Origin of the sequence: Falsirhodobacter sp. alg1 (assembly GCF_000739715.2) — a bacterium.
Classification (GTDB): domain Bacteria; phylum Pseudomonadota; class Alphaproteobacteria; order Rhodobacterales; family Rhodobacteraceae; genus Falsirhodobacter.
The window spans coordinates 1-23,186 of sequence record NZ_BBJC02000008.1 but is presented as its reverse complement, the minus strand read 5'-3'; the positions used below and the strand labels follow the sequence as shown (position 1 = coordinate 23,186).

General features: G+C 60.9%; 21 protein-coding genes, 2 tRNA genes and 1 pseudogene. 7 read left to right on the top strand and 17 right to left on the bottom strand.

The features are described from left to right. Positions 1 to 124: 124 nt before the first annotated feature. Entirely contained in the window at positions 125 to 1,207 is a 1,083-nt protein-coding gene (locus TR36_RS13350) for an FAD-dependent oxidoreductase (protein ID WP_045388577.1), read from the top strand. On the opposite strand, the gene TR36_RS13345 is transcribed toward TR36_RS13350, so the two are convergent. The 6 genes from TR36_RS13345 to TR36_RS13320 form a co-directional block, all read right to left on the bottom strand. Further along, a complete protein-coding gene (locus TR36_RS13345) occupies positions 1,185 to 1,850 on the bottom strand; it encodes an ATP-binding cassette domain-containing protein (protein ID WP_062763484.1) in 666 nt (221 codons plus the stop codon). The genes TR36_RS13350 and TR36_RS13345 overlap by 23 nt on opposite strands. Next, the gene (locus TR36_RS13340) at positions 1,847 to 3,580 is read right to left on the bottom strand and encodes an ABC transporter permease (RefSeq protein ID WP_082714977.1); all 1,734 of its coding nucleotides are present in this window, start codon (positions 3,578 to 3,580) and stop codon (positions 1,847 to 1,849) included. Before TR36_RS13340 ends, TR36_RS13345 begins: the two co-directional genes overlap by 4 nt. Continuing rightward, on the bottom strand, positions 3,556 to 4,743 hold the full coding sequence (locus TR36_RS13335; RefSeq protein WP_045388571.1) for an ABC transporter substrate-binding protein: 1,188 nt from the start codon (positions 4,741 to 4,743) through the stop codon (positions 3,556 to 3,558). The genes TR36_RS13340 and TR36_RS13335 overlap by 25 nt, the downstream gene beginning before the upstream one ends. Positions 4,744 to 4,763: 20 nt before the next feature. Next, positions 4,764 to 5,369, bottom strand: coding sequence for a CDP-alcohol phosphatidyltransferase family protein (locus TR36_RS13330; protein WP_045388569.1), 606 nt, complete (start codon positions 5,367 to 5,369; stop codon positions 4,764 to 4,766). Next, positions 5,366 to 7,513: an FAD-dependent oxidoreductase gene (locus tag TR36_RS13325; protein ID WP_062763482.1), complete on the bottom strand. Its 2,148-nt coding sequence runs from the start codon at positions 7,511 to 7,513 to the stop codon at positions 5,366 to 5,368. The genes TR36_RS13330 and TR36_RS13325 overlap by 4 nt, the downstream gene beginning before the upstream one ends. Before the next feature lie 83 nt (positions 7,514 to 7,596). Then, complete coding sequence (locus TR36_RS13320) at positions 7,597 to 8,226, bottom strand: TetR/AcrR family transcriptional regulator (RefSeq protein ID WP_052362503.1); 630 nt, start codon at positions 8,224 to 8,226, stop codon at positions 7,597 to 7,599. A 413-nt stretch (positions 8,227 to 8,639) separates the two neighbouring features. Here TR36_RS13320 and TR36_RS13315 point away from each other — a divergent pair, with 413 nt between their 5' ends. Beyond that, positions 8,640 to 9,161, top strand: coding sequence for a redoxin domain-containing protein (locus TR36_RS13315; RefSeq protein WP_062763480.1), 522 nt, complete (start codon positions 8,640 to 8,642; stop codon positions 9,159 to 9,161). A 49-nt stretch (positions 9,162 to 9,210) separates the two neighbouring features. Here the strand turns inward: TR36_RS13315 and TR36_RS13310 are convergent, their stop codons facing one another. The 7 genes from TR36_RS13310 to TR36_RS13280 all read right to left on the bottom strand — a co-directional run bounded on the left by TR36_RS13310 (position 9,211) and on the right by TR36_RS13280 (position 15,905). After that, positions 9,211 to 9,444 carry a hypothetical protein gene (locus TR36_RS13310; protein WP_045388565.1) on the bottom strand — a complete coding sequence of 78 codons (234 nt, stop codon included), beginning with the start codon at positions 9,442 to 9,444 and terminating at the stop codon, positions 9,211 to 9,213. Positions 9,445 to 9,481: 37 nt separating this feature from the next. Next, positions 9,482 to 10,111 carry a sigma-70 family RNA polymerase sigma factor gene (locus tag TR36_RS13305; RefSeq protein WP_045388564.1) on the bottom strand — a complete coding sequence of 210 codons (630 nt, stop codon included), beginning with the start codon at positions 10,109 to 10,111 and terminating at the stop codon, positions 9,482 to 9,484. Between the two features lie 67 nt (positions 10,112 to 10,178). Then, entirely contained in the window at positions 10,179 to 11,336 is a 1,158-nt protein-coding gene (locus tag TR36_RS13300; protein ID WP_153010571.1) for a CaiB/BaiF CoA-transferase family protein, read from the bottom strand. Further along, positions 11,333 to 12,481 carry an OpgC family protein gene (locus TR36_RS13295; protein WP_082714974.1) on the bottom strand — a complete coding sequence of 383 codons (1,149 nt, stop codon included), beginning with the start codon at positions 12,479 to 12,481 and terminating at the stop codon, positions 11,333 to 11,335. The genes TR36_RS13300 and TR36_RS13295 overlap by 4 nt, the downstream gene beginning before the upstream one ends. Then, positions 12,459 to 14,036 (bottom strand): thiamine pyrophosphate-binding protein, encoded by a 1,578-nt coding sequence (locus tag TR36_RS13290; RefSeq protein ID WP_062763474.1) that lies wholly within the window; start codon positions 14,034 to 14,036, stop codon positions 12,459 to 12,461. The genes TR36_RS13295 and TR36_RS13290 overlap by 23 nt, the downstream gene beginning before the upstream one ends. A 1-nt stretch (position 14,037) precedes the next feature. Beyond that, positions 14,038 to 14,517, bottom strand: coding sequence for a hypothetical protein (locus TR36_RS13285; RefSeq protein ID WP_045388560.1), 480 nt, complete (start codon positions 14,515 to 14,517; stop codon positions 14,038 to 14,040). 23 nt (positions 14,518 to 14,540) lie between these two features. Further along, positions 14,541 to 15,905: a hypothetical protein gene (locus tag TR36_RS13280; protein ID WP_202814439.1), complete on the bottom strand. Its 1,365-nt coding sequence runs from the start codon at positions 15,903 to 15,905 to the stop codon at positions 14,541 to 14,543. Positions 15,906 to 16,422: 517 nt separating this feature from the next. On the opposite strand from TR36_RS13280, the gene TR36_RS13275 reads away from it, so the two are divergent. After that, positions 16,423 to 17,367, top strand: coding sequence for a hypothetical protein (locus tag TR36_RS13275; protein WP_045388558.1), 945 nt, complete (start codon positions 16,423 to 16,425; stop codon positions 17,365 to 17,367). A gap of 153 nt (positions 17,368 to 17,520) precedes the next feature. Further along, positions 17,521 to 17,766, top strand: coding sequence for a putative quinol monooxygenase (locus TR36_RS13270; protein WP_237763594.1), 246 nt, complete (start codon positions 17,521 to 17,523; stop codon positions 17,764 to 17,766). Positions 17,767 to 17,827: 61 nt separating this feature from the next. Here the strand turns inward: TR36_RS13270 and TR36_RS13265 are convergent, their stop codons facing one another. Together TR36_RS13265 and TR36_RS13260 are read right to left on the bottom strand one after the other, a co-directional pair. Further along, positions 17,828 to 18,469, bottom strand: coding sequence for a DUF3047 domain-containing protein (locus tag TR36_RS13265; RefSeq protein ID WP_045388554.1), 642 nt, complete (start codon positions 18,467 to 18,469; stop codon positions 17,828 to 17,830). A gap of 130 nt (positions 18,470 to 18,599) precedes the next feature. Beyond that, positions 18,600 to 18,676 (bottom strand) — tRNA-Arg (locus TR36_RS13260). Positions 18,677 to 18,773: 97 nt separating this feature from the next. Here TR36_RS13260 and TR36_RS13255 point away from each other — a divergent pair. Next, positions 18,774 to 19,787 carry a LacI family DNA-binding transcriptional regulator gene (locus TR36_RS13255; protein ID WP_045388553.1) on the top strand — a complete coding sequence of 338 codons (1,014 nt, stop codon included), beginning with the start codon at positions 18,774 to 18,776 and terminating at the stop codon, positions 19,785 to 19,787. Here the strand turns inward: TR36_RS13255 and mtaB are convergent. After that, positions 19,784 to 21,037 (bottom strand): tRNA (N(6)-L-threonylcarbamoyladenosine(37)-C(2))-methylthiotransferase MtaB, encoded by a 1,254-nt coding sequence (mtaB, locus tag TR36_RS13250; RefSeq protein WP_045388919.1) that lies wholly within the window; start codon positions 21,035 to 21,037, stop codon positions 19,784 to 19,786. The genes TR36_RS13255 and mtaB overlap by 4 nt on opposite strands. Further along, the gene (gene dapF, locus TR36_RS13245) at positions 21,034 to 21,849 is read right to left on the bottom strand and encodes a diaminopimelate epimerase (protein WP_045388551.1); all 816 of its coding nucleotides are present in this window, start codon (positions 21,847 to 21,849) and stop codon (positions 21,034 to 21,036) included. The genes mtaB and dapF overlap by 4 nt, the downstream gene beginning before the upstream one ends. Before the next feature lie 97 nt (positions 21,850 to 21,946). Between dapF and TR36_RS13240 the strand changes: the two genes are divergently transcribed. Both TR36_RS13240 and TR36_RS13235 read left to right on the top strand, forming a co-directional pair. Next, positions 21,947 to 22,022 (top strand) — tRNA-Lys (locus TR36_RS13240). Positions 22,023 to 22,678: 656 nt separating this feature from the next. Beyond that, positions 22,679 to 23,104, top strand: a pseudogene (locus TR36_RS13235) (LysR substrate-binding domain-containing protein); the annotation flags it as partial. Positions 23,105 to 23,186: the final 82 nt, after the last annotated feature.

Below are 23,186 nucleotides of genomic sequence, written 5' to 3'. Positions count from 1 at the left end.
TCCCTTTCAAAACAGTTCCCGGCCACCTTGCCCGACGGTTGCGTATATTCCTAGCGGCTGGCACTGTTTTATGCACGATAGGCGACGGTTCGCCACAACCTGCCGCATTTGAAAGGTGATGCAGATGCCGGATTACAGTGCCTTGCGTATCCTGCTGCTCGGGGCCGGCCATACGAACCTTCTGGCGGCAAAACGGCTACGCGCGGCCCTTCCCGATGCCTCTATCGTGCTGGTCGAAATGGCCACCGCCGCCACCTATTCGGGTATGTTTCCCGGCTGGCTGGCCGGGCATTACACCTTGTCCCAGATGCGTGTGGATGTGGCGGAATTTGCCGCCCGCCATCATATCGCACACCGGCACAGCCATATCGAAAGTATCGATCCCATCCGCAGGACCGCCACCCTGAACGACGGAGAGGTGCTGGAGTATGATCTGGCCGCGCTGGATGTCGGCAGCCACTCTCTCATGCCTGAAATCGAGGGGTTTGCAGAACATGCGGTGCCTATCAAACCCTTTCACGGGCTGGTCGCACGCATAGGCAGCCTGCGCCCCGATGCGCCCGTCGCCATCATCGGCGGGGGCGTGGCAGGCGTCGAGATCGCGCTGTCGCTGGCCCGGCGCCAGAGCGGACCCGTGACATTGATCGAGGCCGGAACACGAATTGCCGCCACTCTGGGCCCCAAAGGACAGCGTCTGCTGCGGGGGGCACTGGACCGCGCCGGCGTGCAGGTACTGGTGAATGCGCAGGTGGCCCGCATCCATGATGGTGCCCTGCAACTGAGGGATGGCAGCCACATGCCGACGGGCATGGTGCTTGGGGTTGCCGGCGCACGGGCGCACGGGTGGCTGGCACGTTGCCTGCCGGTCAACGATGCGGGATTTGTCCGGGTCGCACCCACCCTGCAGGTCGAAGGCGCGGCGGGCCTCTTTGCGACGGGGGACTGCGCTGCCATGATGCATGCTCCCCGGCCCAAGGCGGGTGTCTACGCCGTGCGGCAGGCCCCGACCCTGCTGCACAACCTGCTGGCCACCCATCACGGAACACCTCTGCGTCCCTATATCCCGCAGCGGGATTATCTGAAGATCATCTCTCTGGGGGGCAAGACCGCCTTGGCCGAATGGCAGGGCATGACCCTGCACGGGCGCTGGCTGTGGCGATGGAAAGACCGGATCGACCGGCGGTTCATGCACGCCCTGCAGATGTAGCCGCAGCGGGCGCGAGTCCGATCAGACCGCCCCCACTCGCCTCTGCATCCTTGACATCATGGGTTACCAGCAGGGCGGGGATCTGTGCCCTCCGGATACTGTCGAATACGAAGGCCCTGATGTCCTGTCGCAACTCCGGATCAAGGCTGGAAAACGGTTCATCCAGCAGAATGGCGCAGGGTTGGGACAGCAGCGTCCGCATCAGGGCCGCCCGCGCCCTCTGTCCCCCCGAAAGTGTGGCCGGATCACGCTGCCCCATGCCATCCAACCCCGCCTGCCCCAGGGCCGCCTCCACTGCGGCGCGCCGTGCCGCACGACCCCGCACCCGCGCCGACAGTCCAAAGGCCAGATTGTCGGCCACGGACAAATGCGGAAACAGCACTGCCTCCTGGAACATGATCCCCACCCCACGCTTCTCGGCGGGCAGATGCGTCACATCGCGACCCGTTAGCAGCACATGCCCCTGCGTCCGGAATCCCGGAGCCAGATGCCCGCCGATGGCTGCCAGCAGCGTGGATTTCCCCATCCCCGACGGACCCATGACGCTGGCAATACAGCCGGTTTCCACGGTCAGCGTCAACGGCGCGAACATGGCCTCGCCGTTCGGGCGCGTCACGGTCAGGCGGTCCAGTTGCAGGCTCATTTGGAAAATCCTCCCCGCAGGGCGCGGCGGTTACGATGAAGGGTCGCGGGAATGGCAAACATGAGCACGAAGACCAGCAGCGGCAACACCGCCTGCAGCGTTGCGTGAACGGCTGCCACCCGCCGGTCGGACCCCGAGGAAAGCGCTACCGCTTCGGTGGTTAGTGTCACGATGCGCCCGCCCCCCAGAAACAATGTGGGCAGATACTGGGCGATAGACACGGAAAAACCCACTGCCGCTGCGGTACAAATGGGCGTCAGAAGGGCCGGCAGCTTTACCCGGACAAAGCGCCGCCACGGCCCTGCCCCCAAGGCGGCGGCGGTCCGCTCCAGCCGTGGATCCAGCGCCCCCCACGGATCGGCCAGTGCAATCATGACATAGGGAAATACGAACAGCCAATGCCCCCAGACGACAAGCGCCAAAGGAGAAAAAAGACCGCTTTGGAGTGTCATTCCACCCAGCCCGATCAGAAACGAGATCTGCGGCATCAGAAGCGGCAGGTATATCGCGAACTGCAACCAGATCGACGTGCCCCCGCGCCCAGTGCGATCACCGCTTTCCAGCCAGACAATCGCAACAAGCAGCGCAATGGCGGTCGAACAGACCGCCACCAGAAGCGAGGTGCCCGCAGCGCCCTGCCAACTCTCGGCCGCCCCCCGCCATGCCCGCATCGACAGGGATGCGGGCCAAAGATCCGGCCACCGCCAGACAAAGCTGACCGACCAGATCAACAGGGACATCAGCCCCAATCCTGCCAGCAGAACCACCCCGACAGCCAATGCCGCCGGAAGGGACAGCACCTTGTCCAGCCACCGCAGCCGCAATCCGCACCGCAAGACCAAGCGCCCCAGTTGCCGAACCAGGATCTGGGCGCCAAGCAACGCAGCAAAGCCCACCCCTACCAGCACCAGTTGCAACACCCCGCCCGCCGAGGCTGGAAGGATCGCATCCACATTGGGGTCCGCGAACAGGCGTGCAACCATCACCGCCAGCGTGGGCGGATTGGACGGCCCGATGATCATCGCCATATCGACGACCGATATCGCAAAGGCCAGAACCACCAGAACCGGCAGGCGGATCAGGGGCCACAGCTGGGGAAAGACCAGCCATAGCCAGCAGGCCGCCCGCCCGTATCCCAGCGAGCGTCCGGTCGCCATATGCTGGCGAACCGGGATCTGCGTCATTGATCCCAGCAGGATCAGAACCACAAAGGGCAGTTCCTTGACCACCAGCGCCAGAACCAGCGCAAGCGCCCATGGATCACCCACCGTGGGAATATCCGGCGGATAGGCCCAGCCGACAAGCGGCGCAAGCATCCGGGCAATCCAGCCGGAAGGCGCAATGACAAACACCATACCGATGGCAATGGCGGCATGGGGCGCAGCCAGCAACGGGGTCAGGATACGGCTGAATGTGCCGTGGCGCAGCCTGCCATGGAAAACCGCCAGCACGGCAAAGGCCAGCATGACCGAGATGGCCGTGGAGAGAAGGCCGGCAAACAGCCCCGTCGCCGCAGCGCGCCACAGGCCGGGCAGTGCGACCAGCCCCTGCCACGCCTCGAACGACAGTCGCGTCGCGCCGATTGCGGGAAAATACCCGAAACTGGCACCAAGACTGTGCCACATTCCAAAGGCCACCGGCACCGCCAGTCCGGCCACGATCAGGGCGCCTGCCGCGCCCCGGATGAAAATGGCACCCTGCCCGCTCATCGGGTGTAGCGATGCTGCCATTCCAGCGTCAGGCGGGGCATCCAGTCCGGGTGTGGTTCAGGCAGGACAGGACCCAGATCATCCAATGTCGGCAGGGCCTCAGCGGTCGGCAGGCTGGCAAAAGCGGCACGCCCGGCGTCATCCAGCAAGGAAGGATCCAGAACCGAGAACGATCCAAGCACATCGATATCCTGCATCCGCGCCTGCGTTTCAGGGGCCAGCAACGTATTCGCCACCACCTTGGCCCCCGCCATATGCGCGGCATTATAGGGGATCGCCACAAAGCTGACATTGCCGATGCTGCCCGCTGCGGGCACAAAGACGCGCACCGTTTCCGGCAATAACCCGTCACCGATGGCCGCAGCTGCCGAGGCCGGGTCGAACGACATGGACATATCCACCTCGCCGTCATTCAGCATCTGATGCTGTGCGGATTCGTTTTCGGGAAAGGATTTCCCGTCACGCCACAGATAGGGCCGCAGCGCGTCATACCATTCCCACAGCGGTGCCGTCGCCGTTGCAAAGCTGGCATCGGTGGGGGCAATCGAAAGGTCGGTGTCTTCGGGGGCCAGTTCGATCAGGGCCTGCTTCAGAAAGGTGGCCCCCATGAAGTTGGCCGGATCGGGATGTGTGATCCGGCCGGGGTGGTCCTTTGCCCAATCCACCCATCCCGCCATGCCCGCGGGCGGCGGGGTGATACGGTCGGAATCATAGGTAAAGACAAACTTTGCCAATCTCCAGGGCGCCTCCATCCCCTCGACCGGAATGGTGAAATCAACGGTATTGGCCGACCCTTCGGTCATATCCAGCGCCGCAGAGTTGGGCAGATCCGCGACGAAGGGACCGTGCAAAAGCCCTTTGTCCTTCATCGTCATGAAGTTCGGGCCGTTGATCCAGATCAGGTCCACCGCCCCCTCCGTATCACGACCGGCGGTTTTTTCCGCCAGAACACGGGCCACGGCGTCCGCCGTATCGGCCAGTTTGACCTGCCGGATGCTGACGCCATATGCCGCCTCGGTACGCTTGCCCAGATCGGCAATGAAGGCGTTTGTCCGTTCATCACCGCCCCATGTATTGAAATACACGGTCTGACCACGGGCTGCATCCAGCGTCGCTTGCCAGTCTTCGGCCAGGGCCGGCGATGTCCCGAGGGCCAGGGCCGCCATGATCAGAAAGGGCTTCATTCGGGTCTCCGGTTCTTGGGTTATCGAAATGCCGTCCAGCCCATACGCCAGCGTAGAGCGGTTGTTACAGCACAGGCCGCGGCAAAGATGTAGGCCAACAAGGCAAAGGATTGGGGAAAGATGCACATTGCCAGAAACACGGCGATCGTTTCCCCGCCCTCGGTCAGGCCGCCAAGGTAATAGATTCCCTTTTGGGGAAAGGCAGATGCCGCCTTGCCCCGCTTGGCCGCGATCGTGGCATAGGCCAGAAAGGAAGAGCCTGTCCCCACGAAAGCCGCAATCAGGATGGCCGCCGGCAGCGCATTCTGCACCGGATCATGCAGCGCGAATCCGACAGGGATCAGCGCGTAGAACAGGAAATCCAGCGTAATATCCAGAAATGCCCCGCGATCGGTCGGACCGTTGATCCGCGCCACGGCACCGTCCAGCCCGTCCATGATCCGGTTCACACCGATCAGCACCGCAGCAAGCCACCATATCCCGGCAGCCACTGCCAGAACCGCCAGCACACCCACGCCGAACCCGACAAGGCTTATGGCATCGGCACCCGCCCCGCGCCCTGCCAACCAGCGCGCGGGCACATTGAGCACGACGCGCTGCATCGGCAGGATGCGGGCGTCGATCATCCGCGCCTCCATGTGTGGAAACGCTCGACAATTGTCAGCAGACGCGGGTTCACATGGGCGCGCCGCCATTCACCGGCCACGGATTTATTGGCCTCGGCCCAGGTCGGATAGATATGGATCGTTCCAAGCACCTTGTTCAGTCCCAGCCCATGCTTCATCGCCATCACGAATTCCGCCACCAGATCACCGGCATGATCACCCACGATGGCCACCCCCAGAATGGTGTCTTTGCCGGGCGGTGTCAGCACCTTTACAAAGCCGCGCGTGGCACCATCGGTAATCGCCCGATCCAGTTCGGCCAGTTCGTATCGTGTCACCTCATAGGCGACGCCCTGCGCCTTGGCGTCTGTTTCGGACAGCCCGACACGGCCAACTTCGGGGTCGGTGAATGTGGCCCAGGGAATGACACGGTAATCGGCCTTGAACCGTTTGATCGAACCGAACAGCGCATTCACGCTGGCGAACCATGCCTGATGCGAGGCGACATGCGTGAACTGATAGGGCCCCGCCACATCGCCCGCCGCCAGAATATGCGGAAAGCGCGTTTCCAGATATTCATTCGTTTCCACCGTGCGATCGGTCGGGATGCCGATATCTTCAAGGCCAAAGCCGGTCAGGCGCGCACTCCGGCCCACCGCCACGATGATCTCGTCGAATTCGATGCGCTGTGTCTGTCCATCATGCTCCACCTCGATCCATTTGGCACCGTCATGACCGCAGGTCACTGCCTTGTGGTTCGTCAACACGTCCACGCCGTCCGCCACCATCGACTCCCGCACCAGTTCCGAAATCTCCGGATCCTCGCGCATCATCAGGCGTTCCGACATCTCGATCTGGGTCACCTTCGATCCCAGACGGGCAAAGGACTGCGCCAGTTCACAGCCGATCGGACCACCGCCCAGCACAACCATACGGGGGGGAACATGCTCGCGGCCCTGCAGTTTTTCCCAAAGATTGTCGGAGGTCAGCGGATCGACCAGATCAAGGCCGGGCAGTGGAGGAACGAACGGGCGCGCGCCGGTGGCGATGATGACCGACCGCGTGGTCAGCCGTTCGCTCGCGCCGCTGGCATCGGTGATCTGCACGGTCCAGGGGTCGATCAGACGGGCATATCCCTTCTTCACCTCGACGCCGAGATTCGTATACCGCTCCACGCTGTCGTGCGGGGCAATATCCGCAATAACCCGATGCACGCGGTCCATGACCTTGCCGAACGGGACGACGGGCGCTGCGTCATTCAGGCCCCAGTCTCCGGCATGGCGCATCTGGTGGGCCAGCGTGGCACTGCGGATCAGCGCCTTTGACGGAACGCAGCCGTAATTCAGGCAGTCACCGCCCATTTCCCCCGCCTCGACCAGCGTTACACGGGCTTTGGTCGCGGCCGCGATATAAGCAGAGACCAAACCGGCCGATCCGGCACCGATGACGACAAGGTTGCGGTCATAGCTTTTGGGGCGTTGCCAGCCGGCATAGACCTGACGCTGCCGCCAGATGGCGATCGCCTTGCGGGCAATCCATGGGAATACCGCCAGCAGCGCAAAGGAAAACAGAAGCGGAGGCGAGACAATGCCCGACAGGCTGTCGAGTGCCGCAAGCTGGGTGCCTGCATTCACATATACCGCAGTGCCGGCCAGCATTCCGACCTGGCTGACCACATAGAATGTCAGCGCACGGATCGGCGTCAGCCCCATCAGCAGGTTTGTTGCGAAAAACGGCATCACGGGAATAAGACGCAGCGAGAAGAGATAGAATGCGCCATCCCGCTCCAACCCGGCCTCGATGGCCTGCGTGCGACGCCCCAGGCGGGCCCGCACCCAGTCACGCAGCAGATAGCGCGACGCCAGAAAGGCAAGCGTTGCCCCGATGGCCGAGGCAAAGGACACCAGCGCCAGCCCCTGCCAGAAGCCGAACAACGCGCCCCCCGCCAGCGTCAACCAGACCGCAACCGGCAAGGACAGCGCCGCCACCGCGATATAGGCCAGCAGGAACACCATCGCGACAGTGAACGGACGGGATTGGCGCAGATCCGAAATTCCGGCCAGATATTGGCGCAGCCCTTCTATGCTTAGGTCCTGTCCACGCAATATAATAAAAAGAGCAGCAATTATTATTACGGCGACAGCGACAAGAACTAATTTTTTCATCAGGGGTTCTTTTCGGTTTGAGGCGTATGTTGAAACAGGGCGATATCGGGGCCGGAATTATCAGGGGTGATGACAATAATCGGTCATTTTTCAGGTAGGGTGTCGCGCATTCTGTACAGCGCTTCGGCGGCGGATATGGCAACGGGATAAAGATCATCCGCGCTTTGTCCGGTCCGCCCGCGTTGCACGATCCCCCGCGCCATTGCCGCAGCAAGCGAGGCGGCCACATTGGCAGGGCAGCTTCCGGATGTGGGCCATCCATCGCGCAGCAGACGTGCCTCGAGGCGCTGTTCCAGCGCGTCGAACCTGCGGTTCCGCTCATCCCGGAATTCGGCGTTGGTGGCGGCAACATCTGCCAGCACACAGGAAATCAGACAGCCCGCCGGATCCCGGCCTGCCGTTGAAAGCTGCACCACCCCTTTGAAAAAGGCGTGCAAATCCTGCAACAGATCATTCCCCGATGACAGGGTTTCAGCCACAAAGCTCAGCCGTGTCTGCGCGTAATGGGACACGACAGCCAGAAACAAGCCGTCCTTGTCGCCGAACAGGCTGTACATCGTGGCCCGCGGCATCTCCATCGCGCTGCACAGCAGATCAACCGACGCCTGGTCATACCCACGCGTCCAGAAAACACGCAAAGCCTGTTCCAGTGCATTGGCCGCGTCAAATCCGCGGGGGCGCCCTCGGGGGCGTGGCTGAAGGTGCACAGTCACGATGTGCTTCTCCGGTTTTTGAAATACTCGTTTCAAAAATTGCGGGAATGGCACGAACAGGCAAGTTACAGAACAGTGAGGGCACCGTAACATTGAAAATCGGTCTGATTTAATCGGCTCTTTTTCATCGAATTTCCCCGAAACAGGGTATTCGCCCTGTTTTTAACGGGTCTTCCAGCAGGACGCCGACCCTCAAGTTTTTGTGAAAAATCATTTCATAAGGCAAAAATCGCCAATGCACGCTGGAAATACCGTCCGTTATTACGGATTGTTACAGGCCAGCAGAGATGATGCCCATTGGAACCACCATACCGGGCGGGCGTTTAAAACCCGCAGAACACGAAATTCGAACGTTCTGCGGTTGCTTCGGGCCCGGCCCAGGTAACCGTAGTTCCTTTACAGGAAGATGAGATATGACACATCAAACCCCGATGCCCGGCAGCAAAGCCCCCGCCATTCACGCAACTGCCGCTGACGGCAATGCATTTACTGCACCCACCGCCCCCGAGGGTGGCTTCTCCGTGGTCTTTTTCTACCGCGGTGTCCATTGCCCGAAATGCAAGGATCAGTTGCAGGAACTGGCAGAGCAGGAAGCGGCGTTCCGCGAGGCGAATGTGGTCGTATCCGCGGTATCGATGGATGACGACGAACGCTTTTCCCGCCAGAAGCAGGAGTGGAACGTCGGCGACCTGACGCTGGGCAACAAACTGACCGAGGAATCGGCGCGGGAATGGGGTCTCTTCATCTCGGCCAAAGCCAAGGATTCCGAGCCTGCCAAATTTGCCGAGCCGGGCATTGCCGTGATCCAGCCGGATGGAACGATCTATGCCCTGTATATCCAGAACGTTCCCTTTGCCCGCCCCGGATTGGGCGACCTGCTGGGCGCGCTGAAATTCATCATGGCGAATGATTATCCCGTTCGCGGCACAGCCTGATATCAACAAGGGGCGGGTATGATACCTGCCCCTTCTAATTTTCCGGGTATCAACCCCGCACTTTCTGGTCATCCTCATGCAGGCCCAGCGCTTGCATCAATGCATCCGGCGCCGGCATCTGCAGGCTTTGCACGGCAAGATCACGTGCCTTCAGAAACCCCCGCATATAGGCGCGGCAGGATTTGCATTGAACAAGATGGAACGCGAACTTCAGCCGTATCACTGCCGAAAGATCACGGCCGATATAGCTGCTGGCCAGTTTCGGAATCTGATCACAGGTCATTGACTGTCCTTGATGCTGGTCTTGACCATATAGGCGGTCATCCACGGTGGGAAAGGTCGTCCAGGGCCCGTCGCAATCGGATCCGGGCACGATGCAGCAGAACGCGCTGATTCTCCGCGCTCAGATCCAGAATATCTGCCGTTTCGGCGGCATCCGCACCCTCGACGTCGCGTAAGATCAGTACAGCACGTTGCGCGGCGGGCAGTCGGTCAATCTGGTCCCGCACCTGCTTCCAGACTTCGCGCCCGGCAAGAATGCGCTCCGGTGTCAGTGTCTCCAGATCGTCGGGGGCGACGCGCCAGTGTCCGGTATGGTCGAAGCGCTCTGGCCCCTCTACTTCATCATAAGGGTCATCGGCATCCAGCAGGGGAACATAACGCCCCTCGCGGCGGGCATGGGCACGCGCCTTGTTGACCAGAATGGCCATCATCCATGTCGACAGCTTGGCACGCCCCTCAAAGGATGGAAGGCCCGCGATAACGGCAATCCATGCCTCTTGAACCACATCATCAGCCGCAGCCGCATTGCGAAGGATCGAACGCGCCAGCCCCACCATGGACCCGTGATGGCGGTTCACCATCCGGCGCAACGCTGTCGGATCCCGGCGCTGCAGCAGCCCCAGATCCGGCTCGGTAAAAGGGGCCGCCTTTGTCCACCGCCCCAACATCGCCAAACGCTCCAGTACACTCCAACAGGGTTTCTATTGGCAGATCACCGGCGCTGCTGCAACGCTCTCAGGCCTTGTCGGGGTTCAATAGCCGAAGCACCTCGGCGCGATGCTCATCCAGATGGGGCGGACGGCGGGGCGGGCGCACCGGCGTTTTCGACAGATGCAACGGGTTGCCCAGAAGCCGGATTTCAGGCGCATCCTCGGCCCTTGTGACCATGCCCCGCGCCTCGGTGTCCGGATCGTCCAGCACGTCATCGACGCTTCGCACCAACCCCGCCGGAATACCCGCCGCCGACAGCCGATCCACCCATGCAGCGGCAGGGGCCGTCGCAAACAGGGGCACCAGAGCCTCCTCCAGCGCATCCACGTTCAGGACACGATCACGGTTCAGCGCGAACCGCGGGTCATGCCCCAGCTCCGCATCCCCCAGTTCGATCATCAGGCGCCGGAATTGCGCGTCATTGCCGACGGCAAGCGCCAGATCTCCCGCCGCTGTCGGATAGGTCTGATAGGGGGCAATATTCGGATGCCGGTTGCCAAGGCGGCGCGGCGGTTTGTTCGATACAAGTGTATTCGTTGCGGCATTCACCAGCCATGCAAGCTGCGCGTCGTATAGGGCCACATCCACGCGCTGCCCCTCCCCCGTCCGGTCCCGGTGGCGCAGGGCCGCAAGGATCCCCGTCGTCGCATACATCCCGCACATCACGTCCGCGATGCCGACGCCCACCTTCATCGGCGGACCCTCCGGATCCCCGGTGATGGACATGATCCCCCCCACCGCCTGCACCAGAAAATCATAGCCGATGCGATCGGCATCCGCCCCATTGCGGCCAAATCCGGTGATGGAGCACCAGATCAATCCCGGTCGCAGGGCCGCCAGATCGTCATAATCCAGCCCGCGGCGAGCCAGATCCCCGGGCTTGTAGTTTTCAACGACGACATCGCATTCCACCACCAGCCTGCGGATCAGATCGGCCCCCTCGGGGGTGGTAAAATCAATTGCGATGGATTGCTTGTTGCGGTTCGCACACAGAAAATAGGCCGAGAGGTCGGAGCCCTCTTCCACAAAGGGTGGCCCCCAGCCTCGCGTATCATCCCCGCACCCCGGGCGTTCCACCTTGATGACCTCGGCCCCCAGATCGGCAAGCAACTGCGTGGCCGTCGGCCCTGCCAGAATACGCGACAGATCCAGAACCCGGATGCCTTCAAGGCTCATGCTCATGTGCGGCGTTCCTTCCATGGGGTGGATTTGAACCATCGGATCACCATCGCGATCGCGATCGCGATAGCAAATCCGCTCAGGTTGATCAGCGCGGTGGTGCCGAAATTCCGTCCCGTATGATCCAGCACGATCCCCAATGCCTGCGCCAGAAACATGCTGGACACGAAGATGGCCAGGGATTGCTGCCCCACACAACGCAGGATTTCAGTGACGGGCGCAATTGCAGGATACGAAAGGTTTACCCCTTCCGGCCCTGCCAGACGGACGCAGATAATGGCCAGAGACAGAAAATGCACAAGGCGCAGGATACCGAAGGCGCTTTTGTCGGTCAGCGGATGTATCAGGACAGCGGCCGATTTCAGGAAGGGTACCGCCTCCAGCGCGCGGAACCATGCGAAAGGCACGGTCAGGATCACCACGGCGATTGCCAGCTTCAGCACCCAGCCCTCGGCCTTGGGCGCGGGGCACGTTCCCCGGCGCAGGAAAAACCCGAGGTAGAACAGCAATTGCCATCCCAGCGGATCAAAGAACCAGGTGCGATCCGACCACGGTTCGGCGGGAAATTGCAGCATATGGCTTTGCGCGATCAGCCACAGCCCCGCCATGATGGCGAAGGGCAGCGCGCCATGCACCCGTTCTGCCAGCAGCATCACGGGCATCAGCGCCAGGATCACGATATACATCGGCAGAATATCGAAATAGTTCGGCACGTAGCTAAGCCGCAGGAAATCAAGGATAAGCCCCGGATCGGCCACGAAGCGCTGCAGGTTCAACGTGTAGAAATAAGGTTGATCCGTGTTCGTGTTTCCGGCCCAGATCATCATCGCGAAAATGGCCACGAACAGGCACACGTGCACCCACCACAGCTGCCAGATGCGCTGTGCCACACGGGCGAACAGCATCCCCGCACCCTTGCGGTCAAAGGTGCCGCCGAAGGCAATGGCCGAGGCCATGCCGGAGAGGAAGACGAACATCTCTGTTGCGTCGGAAAAGCCGAACCGGGCCGGAATCCACAATGTCCAGGTATTCCCCGGAATATGGGCAACCAGAATGATCAGCATGCCCAGCCCACGAAACATATCCAGCCGCGGATCGCGGACGGATACGGCGACATGGGCCGGTTTAGAAAGAATTGCGGTAGTCATCGGCGTCGAACCTACAGGCGATAAGGGTGAAGCCGGCACGGTCCCGGGCATCGGCAAGCTCTTGGGCAAGTGTCCGGGCATCGGAAACGGTAACCCCTGCTCCGCCGAATGCACGGGCAAGTGCGGCAAAATCGGTCAGACCCAACGTGACAGCCCCCGAAGGCAACCCCGCCTGCGCCTGTTTCATTGCGATCAACGCAAGGCTCTGGTCCTGAAAGACGATCACGGTTACGGGCAGGCCCAGATCACGCAGGGTCGCAAGCTCTCCGGCGCACATCTCCAACCCGCCATCGCCCATGACGGCGATCGTCCGCTGGCCCGTGGCCGTTGCAGCCCCTATGGCAAGAGGCAAAGCGGCCGCCATCGTGCAGAACCCAGCGGATTGCAGTAGCGTCAGGGGCTGCATCGCCTGCCATTTCTGTGAGAGCAGAATGCGGTGGGCGCCACTGTCCACGGTGACGACGGTTTCGGGTGAAACGGTGTTCAGCGTCTCGATGATGGCATGCGGGCCCCAGGGCTTGGGCGTCTCGAATTTCGTGCGCAGAGCTTGGCGCGTCTCCGCCGCCATGTCCTGCCATTGCGGACGCGGGGTGATCAGGCCGGGCAAGAGGGCGCACACCTCGGCGGGGCAGGCCAGAAAGCGCAGGCTGGCGCCATGCATGGCGTGATCCGCAGGCGCACCCGTCACTTCCACAAGGCGGTCCGAAGGGTCCAGCCAGCCCAAACGCATCTCGATGGGATCATACCCGATCGCCAGCACCAGATCGGACCGGGCGATCAGGTCAAGGGCAATCTTGTCGGCTGCAGGCGACAGGCCGATCCCCCCCATGGCAAGCGGATGATCTTCGGGGATGATCCCCTTGGCCTTGTAAGTCGTGAAGACCGGCACACCCAGCCCTGCAACGTCGGCCCCCAGACAGGCCGCCTCGAACCCGGCGATGATCAGCGGGCGCTCTGCCGCCGAAAGGCGCGCCGCAAGATTGCGCAGCGCGGGATCATCGGCGCAAAGGCTGGGCAGGCTGACAGGGACCGGCCCCGAGGGTTGATCAAGCGCAGGAAGCGCCGCCGTCGCAGGCGATAGATCCAGATGCACCGGGCCGCGCGGATGCTGCATTGCCAGCGCCAGTGCGCGGGTCACGGTGGCAGCGGCACTTTCCGCCTCCACCTCGAAGCTGGCCTTGACGAAGGGGCGCAGAACGGCTGCGTGATCGATCACCTGATGGGTATAGCGGGCCCGCGTCGGACGGTCCACGATTCCCGAAATGACCAGCAACGGCACCCGTTCCTGCGATGCATCGGCAATGCCGTTCACCGCATTCGTCAGCCCCGGCCCGACCGTTGTCACCAGCAATCCGGGCACATCCTCCAGCACGGACACACCGGCTGCCATGATTGCCGCGGCTGTTTCGTGCCGCGCAAGATGGAACTGGATGCCTGCGGTGACGAGGGCGTCGATCATGGTCACGACCTCCCCCCCCGGCATGCCGAACCCGTGGCGGACGCCATGGGCCTGCAGGGTCAATGCGATGGTGTCGGCAACATTCGGTCGGATCATGTCACACTCCGCGACGGTGCAGAACTACGGCCACGACCAAACCGAACAGCAGGTGGCCCACCAGGGAGACCCATGTGATCGGACCAAAGCCCAGAAACGCGGGCAGCCCCGCAAACAGATGCGCCATGACATAAAGCGAGAAAATCCACAACCCGACGCCAAAACCCAAGGCTGTCAATATCATAGGCAGGCCCGGCAGGATCGCGCGCTGCAACGGGCGGGCAATGAACAGGTACCCCAGCGGGTAGAAGACCACCCCCACGACCAGGTGGATCAGTTCGGCCAGCACGTGGCTTTGCAGGCCAAAGACGCTCTGCACCAGCGCAGAAGGCTCCAACGGGCCGCCGATGATCAGCGGGGTGATTCCGCGCGCCCAGATTTCCCATGTAATATCTGCCAGAACCCCTGCGATAAGGGCGCTGATGATCATGGTCTTGGTAATGGCTGGAAACAGCGCGGGCTTGGCCGAAAATGTGGTCATGGCAATCATCCTTATGTTGAGGTTCAGCTGGCAGCGCGCAATCCGATTTCACGGATCAGGCGGTCTTCGGACTTCAGGGTGGATCGAAGGGCGGCAATCCGGGCGGATGCCGGGCCATTGCCGTCACGGGCTGCGATATCGGCCAGCGCCAGCAGGAACAGGTCGCATTGCGCGTTGCTGCCGCCCAGCGAAGGAACCGCGCAGACCAACTGGTCCAGATGGCGGCGTTCCAGCGGAGTGGCATGATCGGTCAGCAGACGGGCCAGTGGCAGGCCGATGCGGCGGGCGACGCCGCCCTGATCATCCCCGATCCGGGCGCGCGCCTCCAATGCCGCCATCATCTGCGCGACACCGGCGGTATCCCCGATCGCCAGCAGCGCGCAAAGCGTATGCAGCGAGGCAAAAATCAATGTGGTATCCGACTGCCGGTGGCGTGCCACCGCCGCCAGATCCTGCCAGCGATGCCCGACATCCACGCCCACATGTTGCAGCCGCCACAGGATAGATACAGCATTGGCCAGATCGCGATAATCGTCGGTTTGTTCAGGGCGGATGTCGGCATCATACAGGGTCAGCACACGGTCATGCTCCCCACGCTCCAGATGCAGCAGCCCCAGGTGCCACGACATGTGAAAGGAGAAGTTGTTGCAACGCGACCAGTGGCTCCGGCTGTTTTCCAGCCAGTCGATGCCCATCTGCACCTCGCCCCGCATCTCGTGGACATGGCTGACCGCGTGACGGCCCCAGCTGTCTTCGGGGGTCAGCAGCACCGCCCGGTGGCCAATGGCTTCGGCCTCGTCATAACGTCCATGCTCTTCAAGGGAAAAGGCGTGGCACCCCAGGATGAAGCCCCCTGCGGCCCCCTCGGGCAGGGTGCCCGCTGCGGCTGCGGACGTCCGGGCCAGCATGCCGTTCTTGTCCCCCGCCATGAACCGCAATCCGTGCGATAGCTTGAATGGCAGCAGCGCCGCGGGCCGGTCGACAAAGCCCTGATCCAGCAGATCGGAGGCGGCAACGAAACCGCCCGCCGTGGCAAGGCCAAGGGCCTGCACCATCAGACGTTCATCAGCTGTACCACCATCCGCGCGCTGCAAGGCCGCCTGTGCCGTGGCAAGCGCCTCGGTCGCCGGCTGCTGCATCTCGTTGCGGGCCAGCATCAATTTGGCGAATCCCATCAGGGCCTGTGCGCCGATGTGGTCAGGATCTGCCGCAACGGCCTCGGCCAAGGCCGGGCCAGCCTCCGGACGGTGGGCGGCAATGGCATAGGTGGCCGCATCAAAGGCCGCACCGGCCGAAGCAGAGGAGGAACTGCTTTGGACACCTGCCTGAACCGGGGCAACGGCGGGGGTTCTATGGATCGGATCGCCCGATGTCGGCTGAACGGTCATGTGCACATCCCCCCACCGGGACGACCGAAACGCGCCCCGATCATCCGCGGCCGCAGAGGGTATGGGGCGAACCCGCCCCCGAAACTGGACAGTTCAGGATCGCAGCTTTGCCGCGTATCAACAGGGGTGGCTTGGCAATTCACTGACACTTCATACATCCACAAATTGATATGGTTCTGGTGCTCAGAGCGTATTCGCGGCCCGAACGTTACATTTTTCCGTATCACGGTTGAGTGAAACGACGTTAGAAGATCTCCCTATAGCCCATTCGTTTTCGGCCCGGTTCACCGATCATACATAATTCAGGCGCCTGCCGGTAATGTTTTGCACAAGATATTGTCTTTGCTTGAAAAATATCGATAAAAACTGGTATTTCCGGACTTGAATCCGGTAAGTCATTTTATGAAATGCGTTTTAACGCAGCACATACGTGTAAAATCGTCGCAGCAATTGCACTTGATAATAAACGAGTGAAAACTGTTTCAGAATTACGGTGTGTCCGAAAATCAGGGGTGTAATGCGTATCTGGATCCATATCGGTTTGCGTAAAACCGGAACGACCGCACTGCAGGGGTGGCTTCTGCAAAACTCGGAGATGCTGCGCGCGCAAGGGGTCGCATTTCTGCAGTCACGTCCCAACAGCGGCCCGCTGGCGCGCGCCCTCTTGAAGGGGTCCCCCGAAACAGGAAAGCTTGTCGAACCGGTTCTGAAGCACATCGCAGCCGTACCCGATACAACCGACGGGATACTGTCGTCGGAGGACTTTTCCGATCTTTCGCCTGAACAAATGCAGCCCCTGATCGATGCACTGGCGGGTCATGACATACGGATACTTGTCACTCTCCGTCGGCAGGACCGGCTGGCCGAGGCGCTGTACAAGCAGAACGTGAAATGGAACGGCGGGGCCCATGATGTGCAAAAGTTTCTCAACTCCGACAGCATAAGGGCGCTTGATTACGAACGCATGCTGGACCGATGGGCAGCCTTGCCGAGCACCCGCCTGCATCCCATGCTGTATCGTGAGGCAACAGAGACCGCGCCACCCGACAGCATCGGGGCGCTTCTGCATGAAATCGGACGGGCCGAGCTGATCCCGGCAGATGCCCCGACATTCCGCCAGAATATCTCTCCTGCTGCGGCATTGGTGAAACATTACCAGACAATCGCCCGCACCGACGGTCAGGCGCTGCGCCGCGCAAATCGTCGCCTGATGGCGGAAATGGGAGAAGCGGCTTCGGGCCGGTCTGACCTGTTTCCTGCCGAAACCCTGAAGCAGCTGCGCGAAAGATTTGCAGAGTCCAACGCCGCCGTTTGTGCAAAGTGGTTCGGCAGACAGGACAGCCTTTTTCCCGATAACGATTTACAGCAATCGGGCGCATCCCGTTCCGACCTGGAACAGCGGTTCGACAGCTATTTTGTGGCAGAACGCGCAAAGCTCGCACATAAGAAAGTGGATCCCTGAAGGCCCTTGCCTGCCACCCGGATCGGGCACGGGCAGGCTTGGCCGCCCTTCCCGCATTATAGCCGGCTTGCGCTGGAAACCGGAACCGGAAGAAAGTACCCTGCCATTATGGACAAGATAGTGCGCCTTACCGGCAGGATGATCTGCGCCGACATGCATGATGTTAGCATCATCAGAGAGCATCTTCCTGAACACATCCGGCTGACGAATGCAGAAACCGGATGCCTGTCATTCAAGGTTTGGCAGGCCGAAGATCCCCTGATCTGGAATGTGGAGGAAGCCTTCACGGACCCTGCCGCCTTTGCACACCACCAGCAGCGAACGCGTGCCTCAAACTGGTGGCGAGCCACGGCCCGTATTCCGAGGCGCTATGACATCAGCGGGCCTGCATCGGAATGATACCTGCCTTAACGGAAATCGGCAGCCCGGCGTATTACCGACCCGGGAAACCGCCGATGGTCTATTGCAGCACCAGATTGCCGATTGCTGCCCGGATCACACTTTTCGTGTCATCACTATCACCTGATACGGCAAGTCCGACAAGTGCCCCCTTCTCTTCGCCGAACGACCGGCTGTAATCCGCAGAAAGGTCGGCATTCTCGGCATAGGACCCTGTCCCCGCCTGCCGCAGCGGAATTGTCACAGCCTGGCCGCTTGGACCATAAGGCGATGGAATTACCTGCCCACGGCTATGGTTTCCGCCCCATGTATACTGGATGATCCGCACATCCTTGTTGCCCAGAAGGCTGCGGATATTGGCCCCTTCAAGGCCGGGAGCCATGCTTTGGGGAACAAATACGAAGTATAGGGATAGATTGCGATCATCCCCGCCCTTCCGCGCAAGATCGGTTGCAGGAACCGACTGATCCACCGTCCAGTTCCACGAGGCCCCGGAAGCCGCCCAGTCCCCCCTGCCGACGCGCGTCCATGCGATTGATACCGAACCATCGGATACCATCGAAAGGTTGGTTCCGAAGCTGTAGTCGTTGGAGCTGAAAACCGAAAGCCGCTGCTCCTGCCACCCGTTGGCAAAGCTGACCGGCCCCGCAGAGGCGGCGGTTGCATTGGCAGCAATCAGGGCAAATAGAAATGCGATACGCATCAGATAACGCTCCGGGTTGGTCCTTTTGTGCAAGGCTATCGCGATACCCGACGGCGTACAGGCCAAGATCGCCGATCTGACGGCTTTGTCAGCATCCCGTGAGAAGGCTGATGCCGTTGATATGGAAAAGTGGTGACCCCGACAGGACTTGAACCTGTAACCTGCCCCTTAGGAGGGGGCTGCTCTATCCAGTTGAGCCACGGGGCCAGTGTTTTCCTTTTGCTGGTATTCGCGTCGCGCTGCAACCCCCGCTTGGACTGGCTTTGCGGATGGCGTAACAAGAGGCAGTCATCTGGGGGACATTATGGCCGATATCCGTCGCACTCTGACATTGCGGGACGTTTCCGAGGCTTCGGGGGTCAGTGAAATGACCGTCAGCCGCGTTTTGCGCAACAGCGGCGATGTTTCCCCTGCGACACGCGCCAAGGTATTGGCCGCGGCAAAAACGCTTGGCTATGTTCCTAACAAGATTGCGGGGGCACTGGCCAGCCAGAGGGTCAATCTGGTGGGCGTTGTGGTGCCGTCCCTCTCGAACATGGTCTTTCCCGAGGTGCTGGGCGCGATATCTTCTGTTCTGGAGGATACAGGGTTGCAGCCCGTGTTCGGCGTGACGGGGTATACCCCCGAAAAGGAAGAACGCGTTGTTTATGAGATGCTGTCCTGGCGGCCCTCGGGGCTGATTCTGGCAGGGCTGGAGCATGACGAGGCCGTGCGGGCCATGCTGGCAAGCGCGGGCATTCCTGTGGTGGAGATCATGGATACCGACGGTCCGGTAATAGATAGTGCCGTCGGGATTTCCCACACCCGCGCAGGGCGCATGATGGCAGAGGCCATCATCGCTGCCGGATATCGCCGCATCGGCTTTCTTGGAACGCGGATGACGAATGACCACAGGGCGCGCAAGCGTTTCGAGGGGTTTTCGGCTGCGCTGGCCGAAGCGGGCATCGCGATAGAGGATCAGGAATCTTACGAAGGCGGCTCGGCCCTAGCCAAGGGGCGCGAGATGACGGCCGCCATTCTGGGCCGCTCTCCCGAGCTGGATTTCCTGTACTATTCCAACGATATGATCGGGGCCGGCGGATTGTTGTACTGCCTGGAGCAGGGCATCGACATTCCGGGCCGCATGGGGCTGGCCGGATTCAATGATGTGGAGCTGCTGGACGGTCTGCCCATGCGTCTGGCCACCATGGATGCCTGCCGCGCTGAAATCGGCCGTCAGGCGGCCGAAATCGTTGCGGCCAAGCATCCGGCAGGTTTCATCGGTGGTGAGGTTGTCACCCTGACCCCACGTTTGCAGCGCGGTGATACCATCCGTTAGGCAATCAGCCGCCCGTTCGCAGCGCCGGTAATACGGGCCGTAACAATCTGCCCCTCGGGCTGGTCGATGGTGAAATCCACTTCGGTGAATTGCTCAGTACGGCCACGGCGCGGGCCCTCCATCAGCACCTGATGGGTTTTTCCCATTTGCGCCGCCAGATGCGCCGCAACCTGCGCCTCACCTGCTGCACGCAGACGGCCAGCCCGGTCGCGGATCGCAGGGCTACGTACCTGCGGCATCCGCGCGGCAGGCGTTCCCTTGCGCGGGCTAAAGGGGAACACATGCAGGAATGTCAGCCCGCAGTCCTCAACCAGCTTCAATGAATTGGCGAACATCTCTTCGGTTTCGGTCGGGAAACCGGCAATGATATCGGCGCCGAAGATCATGTCCGGCCGCAGGCGCCGGGCATCCTCGCAAAAGCGGATCGCATCATCCCGCAGGTGGCGGCGCTTCATCCGTTTGAGAATCATGTCATCGCCCGCCTGTAACGACAGATGCAGATGCGGCATCAGGCGCGGCTCTGTTGCGATTGCCTGCATCAGGTTTTCATCCGCCTCGATGGAATCGATCGAAGATATCCGCAACCGAGGCAGATCCGGGACCAGCTTCAGGATACGCATGACCAGATCGCCAAGCCGCGGCAGGCCGGGCAGATCCGACCCCCATGACGTCAGATCCACACCTGTCAGCACAACCTCGTTGAAACCCTTTCCAACCAGCCGTTTGATCTGTTCCACCACCACCCCGGCAGGAACCGAACGGGAATTGCCGCGCCCGAAGGGAATGATGCAGAACGTACAGCGGTGGTCGCACCCGTTCTGCACCTGCACATAGGCGCGATGGCGGCCAAAGCCGTCAATCAGATGGCCAGCTGTTTCCTTGACCGACATGATGTCATCCACCATCACCTTTTCGGTGACACCGATCAAATCCGGCGCGCGCAGGCTTTGCCATGTATCCGCCTGCATCTTTTCATGATTGCCGATGACGCGCGTAACCTCGTCCATTTCGGCAAAGGTCTCCGGTTCGGTCTGCGCCGCGCAACCAGTAACCAGAATCGGCGCACCGGGATTCTCGCGTGCAAGCCGGCGGATTTCCTGTTTGGCCTTGCGCACGGCCTCGGCCGTTACGGCGCATGTATTGACCACGACCGCATTGGTCAGGCCCGCCTCCTGGGCAAGCTCCTTCATCGCCTCGGTTTCATAGGCGTTCAGGCGGCATCCAAGCGTCGAGAATACAGGCGCATTCATATCGTAGCCAACCATTCAGGTGAAAGAACGCCTTCGAACACCCGAGCCACCGGCCCCGTCATCCAGACGCCATCGTCACGCCAATCTATTTCCATACGCCCGCCGTCCACGTCCACAGTGACGCGTCGCCCGGTCAGCCCACGTAGATGCGCAGCCACGGCCGTTGCACAAGTGCCCGTGCCGCAAGCCAGTGTAATTCCCGCCCCACGCTCCCACACCCGCATCCGCAGATGGTCTGGCGCAATCATGCTGGCAAACTCCACATTCGTACGCTGCGGAAACAAGGGGTCATGCTCCACCTCGGCACCACGGGTGGCCAGATCGACAGCCTCGGCATCCGGCACAAAAAATACGCAATGCGGATTGCCCATCCCCACGCCCACCGGATCACCTGCCAGCGGCAGATGTTCTGTCGGCACGGCATGCGCCAAGGGGATCTGGTCCCATTGCAACTGTGGCTGTCCGAGGTTCACTCGAATCAGATCGCCCGACCGCTCTGCGTGCAGAATCCCCCGCTCTGTCCGGAACGTCAGGGCGGAGACACCCATTTCTTCCATCACCAACGAGGCAACACAGCGGCTGGCATTTCCGCATGCACCGGCCCGGCTACCGTCCGAGTTCCAGAAATCCAGTGTAAAATCCGCATCATCGGCGGGCCGAAGCTCTGCCAATTGGTCGAATCCCACGCCGCGATGCCTGTCGCCCAGGGCCTTCGCCAAGGCAGGTGTCGTCACAGCCTCCGTTTTACGGGAATCGATAACAACAAAATCGTTGCCAAGGCCGTGCATTTTTAGAAAACTGATCGGGTTCATGCTTGCGATATACGCCCCTTTGCAACTTTTTGCCAGAGGTCGTGCATTTCATGCTTGACCCCCCCGGCAACTACCCTTAGTAAGCCCCCTGTGATGTGAGCCGATAGCTCAGTTGGTAGAGCAACTGACTTTTAATCAGTAGGTCCTGGGTTCGAGCCCCAGTCGGCTCACCACTTTAACTCCTGAATTTTACAATCATAGAGTTTTTGAATACGGCTTTTCAGGTCGTAGTTTTGGTGCTTGGGTATTCTCGGGGCTCCAAGGGGGAACAGCGAGAAGTTGTTCTATTGATGCCAAGCGTGTCGAACCTAAGATATCAGCATGCAGATCGATCCCAGATGAATTTCTCAGGACTTTGCACAAATGATATTGGGTAAAGCTCGTTGCCCAAAATGATGTAAACGCTCATTTTGCAGAGGTTCTGCGTCCTCTGTTCGTTGGGCTTCTGATTGACCTGCTGGTTAGCATTTAACGTTGGAACAGGCTCCGCTCCCCAAACGGGAGTTTTCTATTTTGAATTACTCTACCTAGATCTCTTTGCCCTGATAGGAGACTGCGCGTGTACACTCGGGGGGCGTGGGTAGTATCAGAGCACCCGCTCAACGCGCTTTTAGCGTCGTCAGGTTGCCAAGCGCAGAGTTGTGCCAGACATCCCTGTATTGCTACGCGAAAGGCGGCTTCGCGGCGCGCATTCTATAAGGTAAGAAAGACTGCCTCTCCCCACCCTTGTCCCGCAAGTTCCCATTACGTGATTCCATCGTGGGCGACCTCCTGCTACCTGTTAGGGTCAATGTCGAACCAGTCGATATGACTTCACCCATCCCATTTTAGCTTTCCCTTGACGCGAGAGGAGTTGTGTCTGGTTCTTCCTTTTGGTGAGGGGTGGCGGGGGCTTTCGCTGGAGGGGCTGGATGCGTTGGGTTTTGTGGATCATCCGGACGGGTCCGGTTATGCCGACGACCTTCTGTCGTTGAACTTCCCCTTGGAATACAAGGGGGCGGATCATCTGCGAATACGGACCTTCGTGAACCAGATCGGCCAGATACCGATCCCTGTCGCTCGTGGTCTTGGCTACACTATCCTTCCCCGCTCCGGCATAGAGGCGTTTCCGCATCAGGAAGCTTTGTCGATCGTTCCGCTTGCGCACAAGCGGCATCAGGAGTTGTGGTTGGTCTACCGCACGGGTCGTACGGAGTTTGCCCGGGTTGCATCGGTTCAACGGATCATCATGGCGGCGGCAGAGGGGCTAGGATGATCCCTACCGGAAGATGGTTGTTCTCTGCTGGAGCTGGTTGGCCTCGGCGCCGGCCTCGGCCCTTGTGCTATTTCTACTTTGC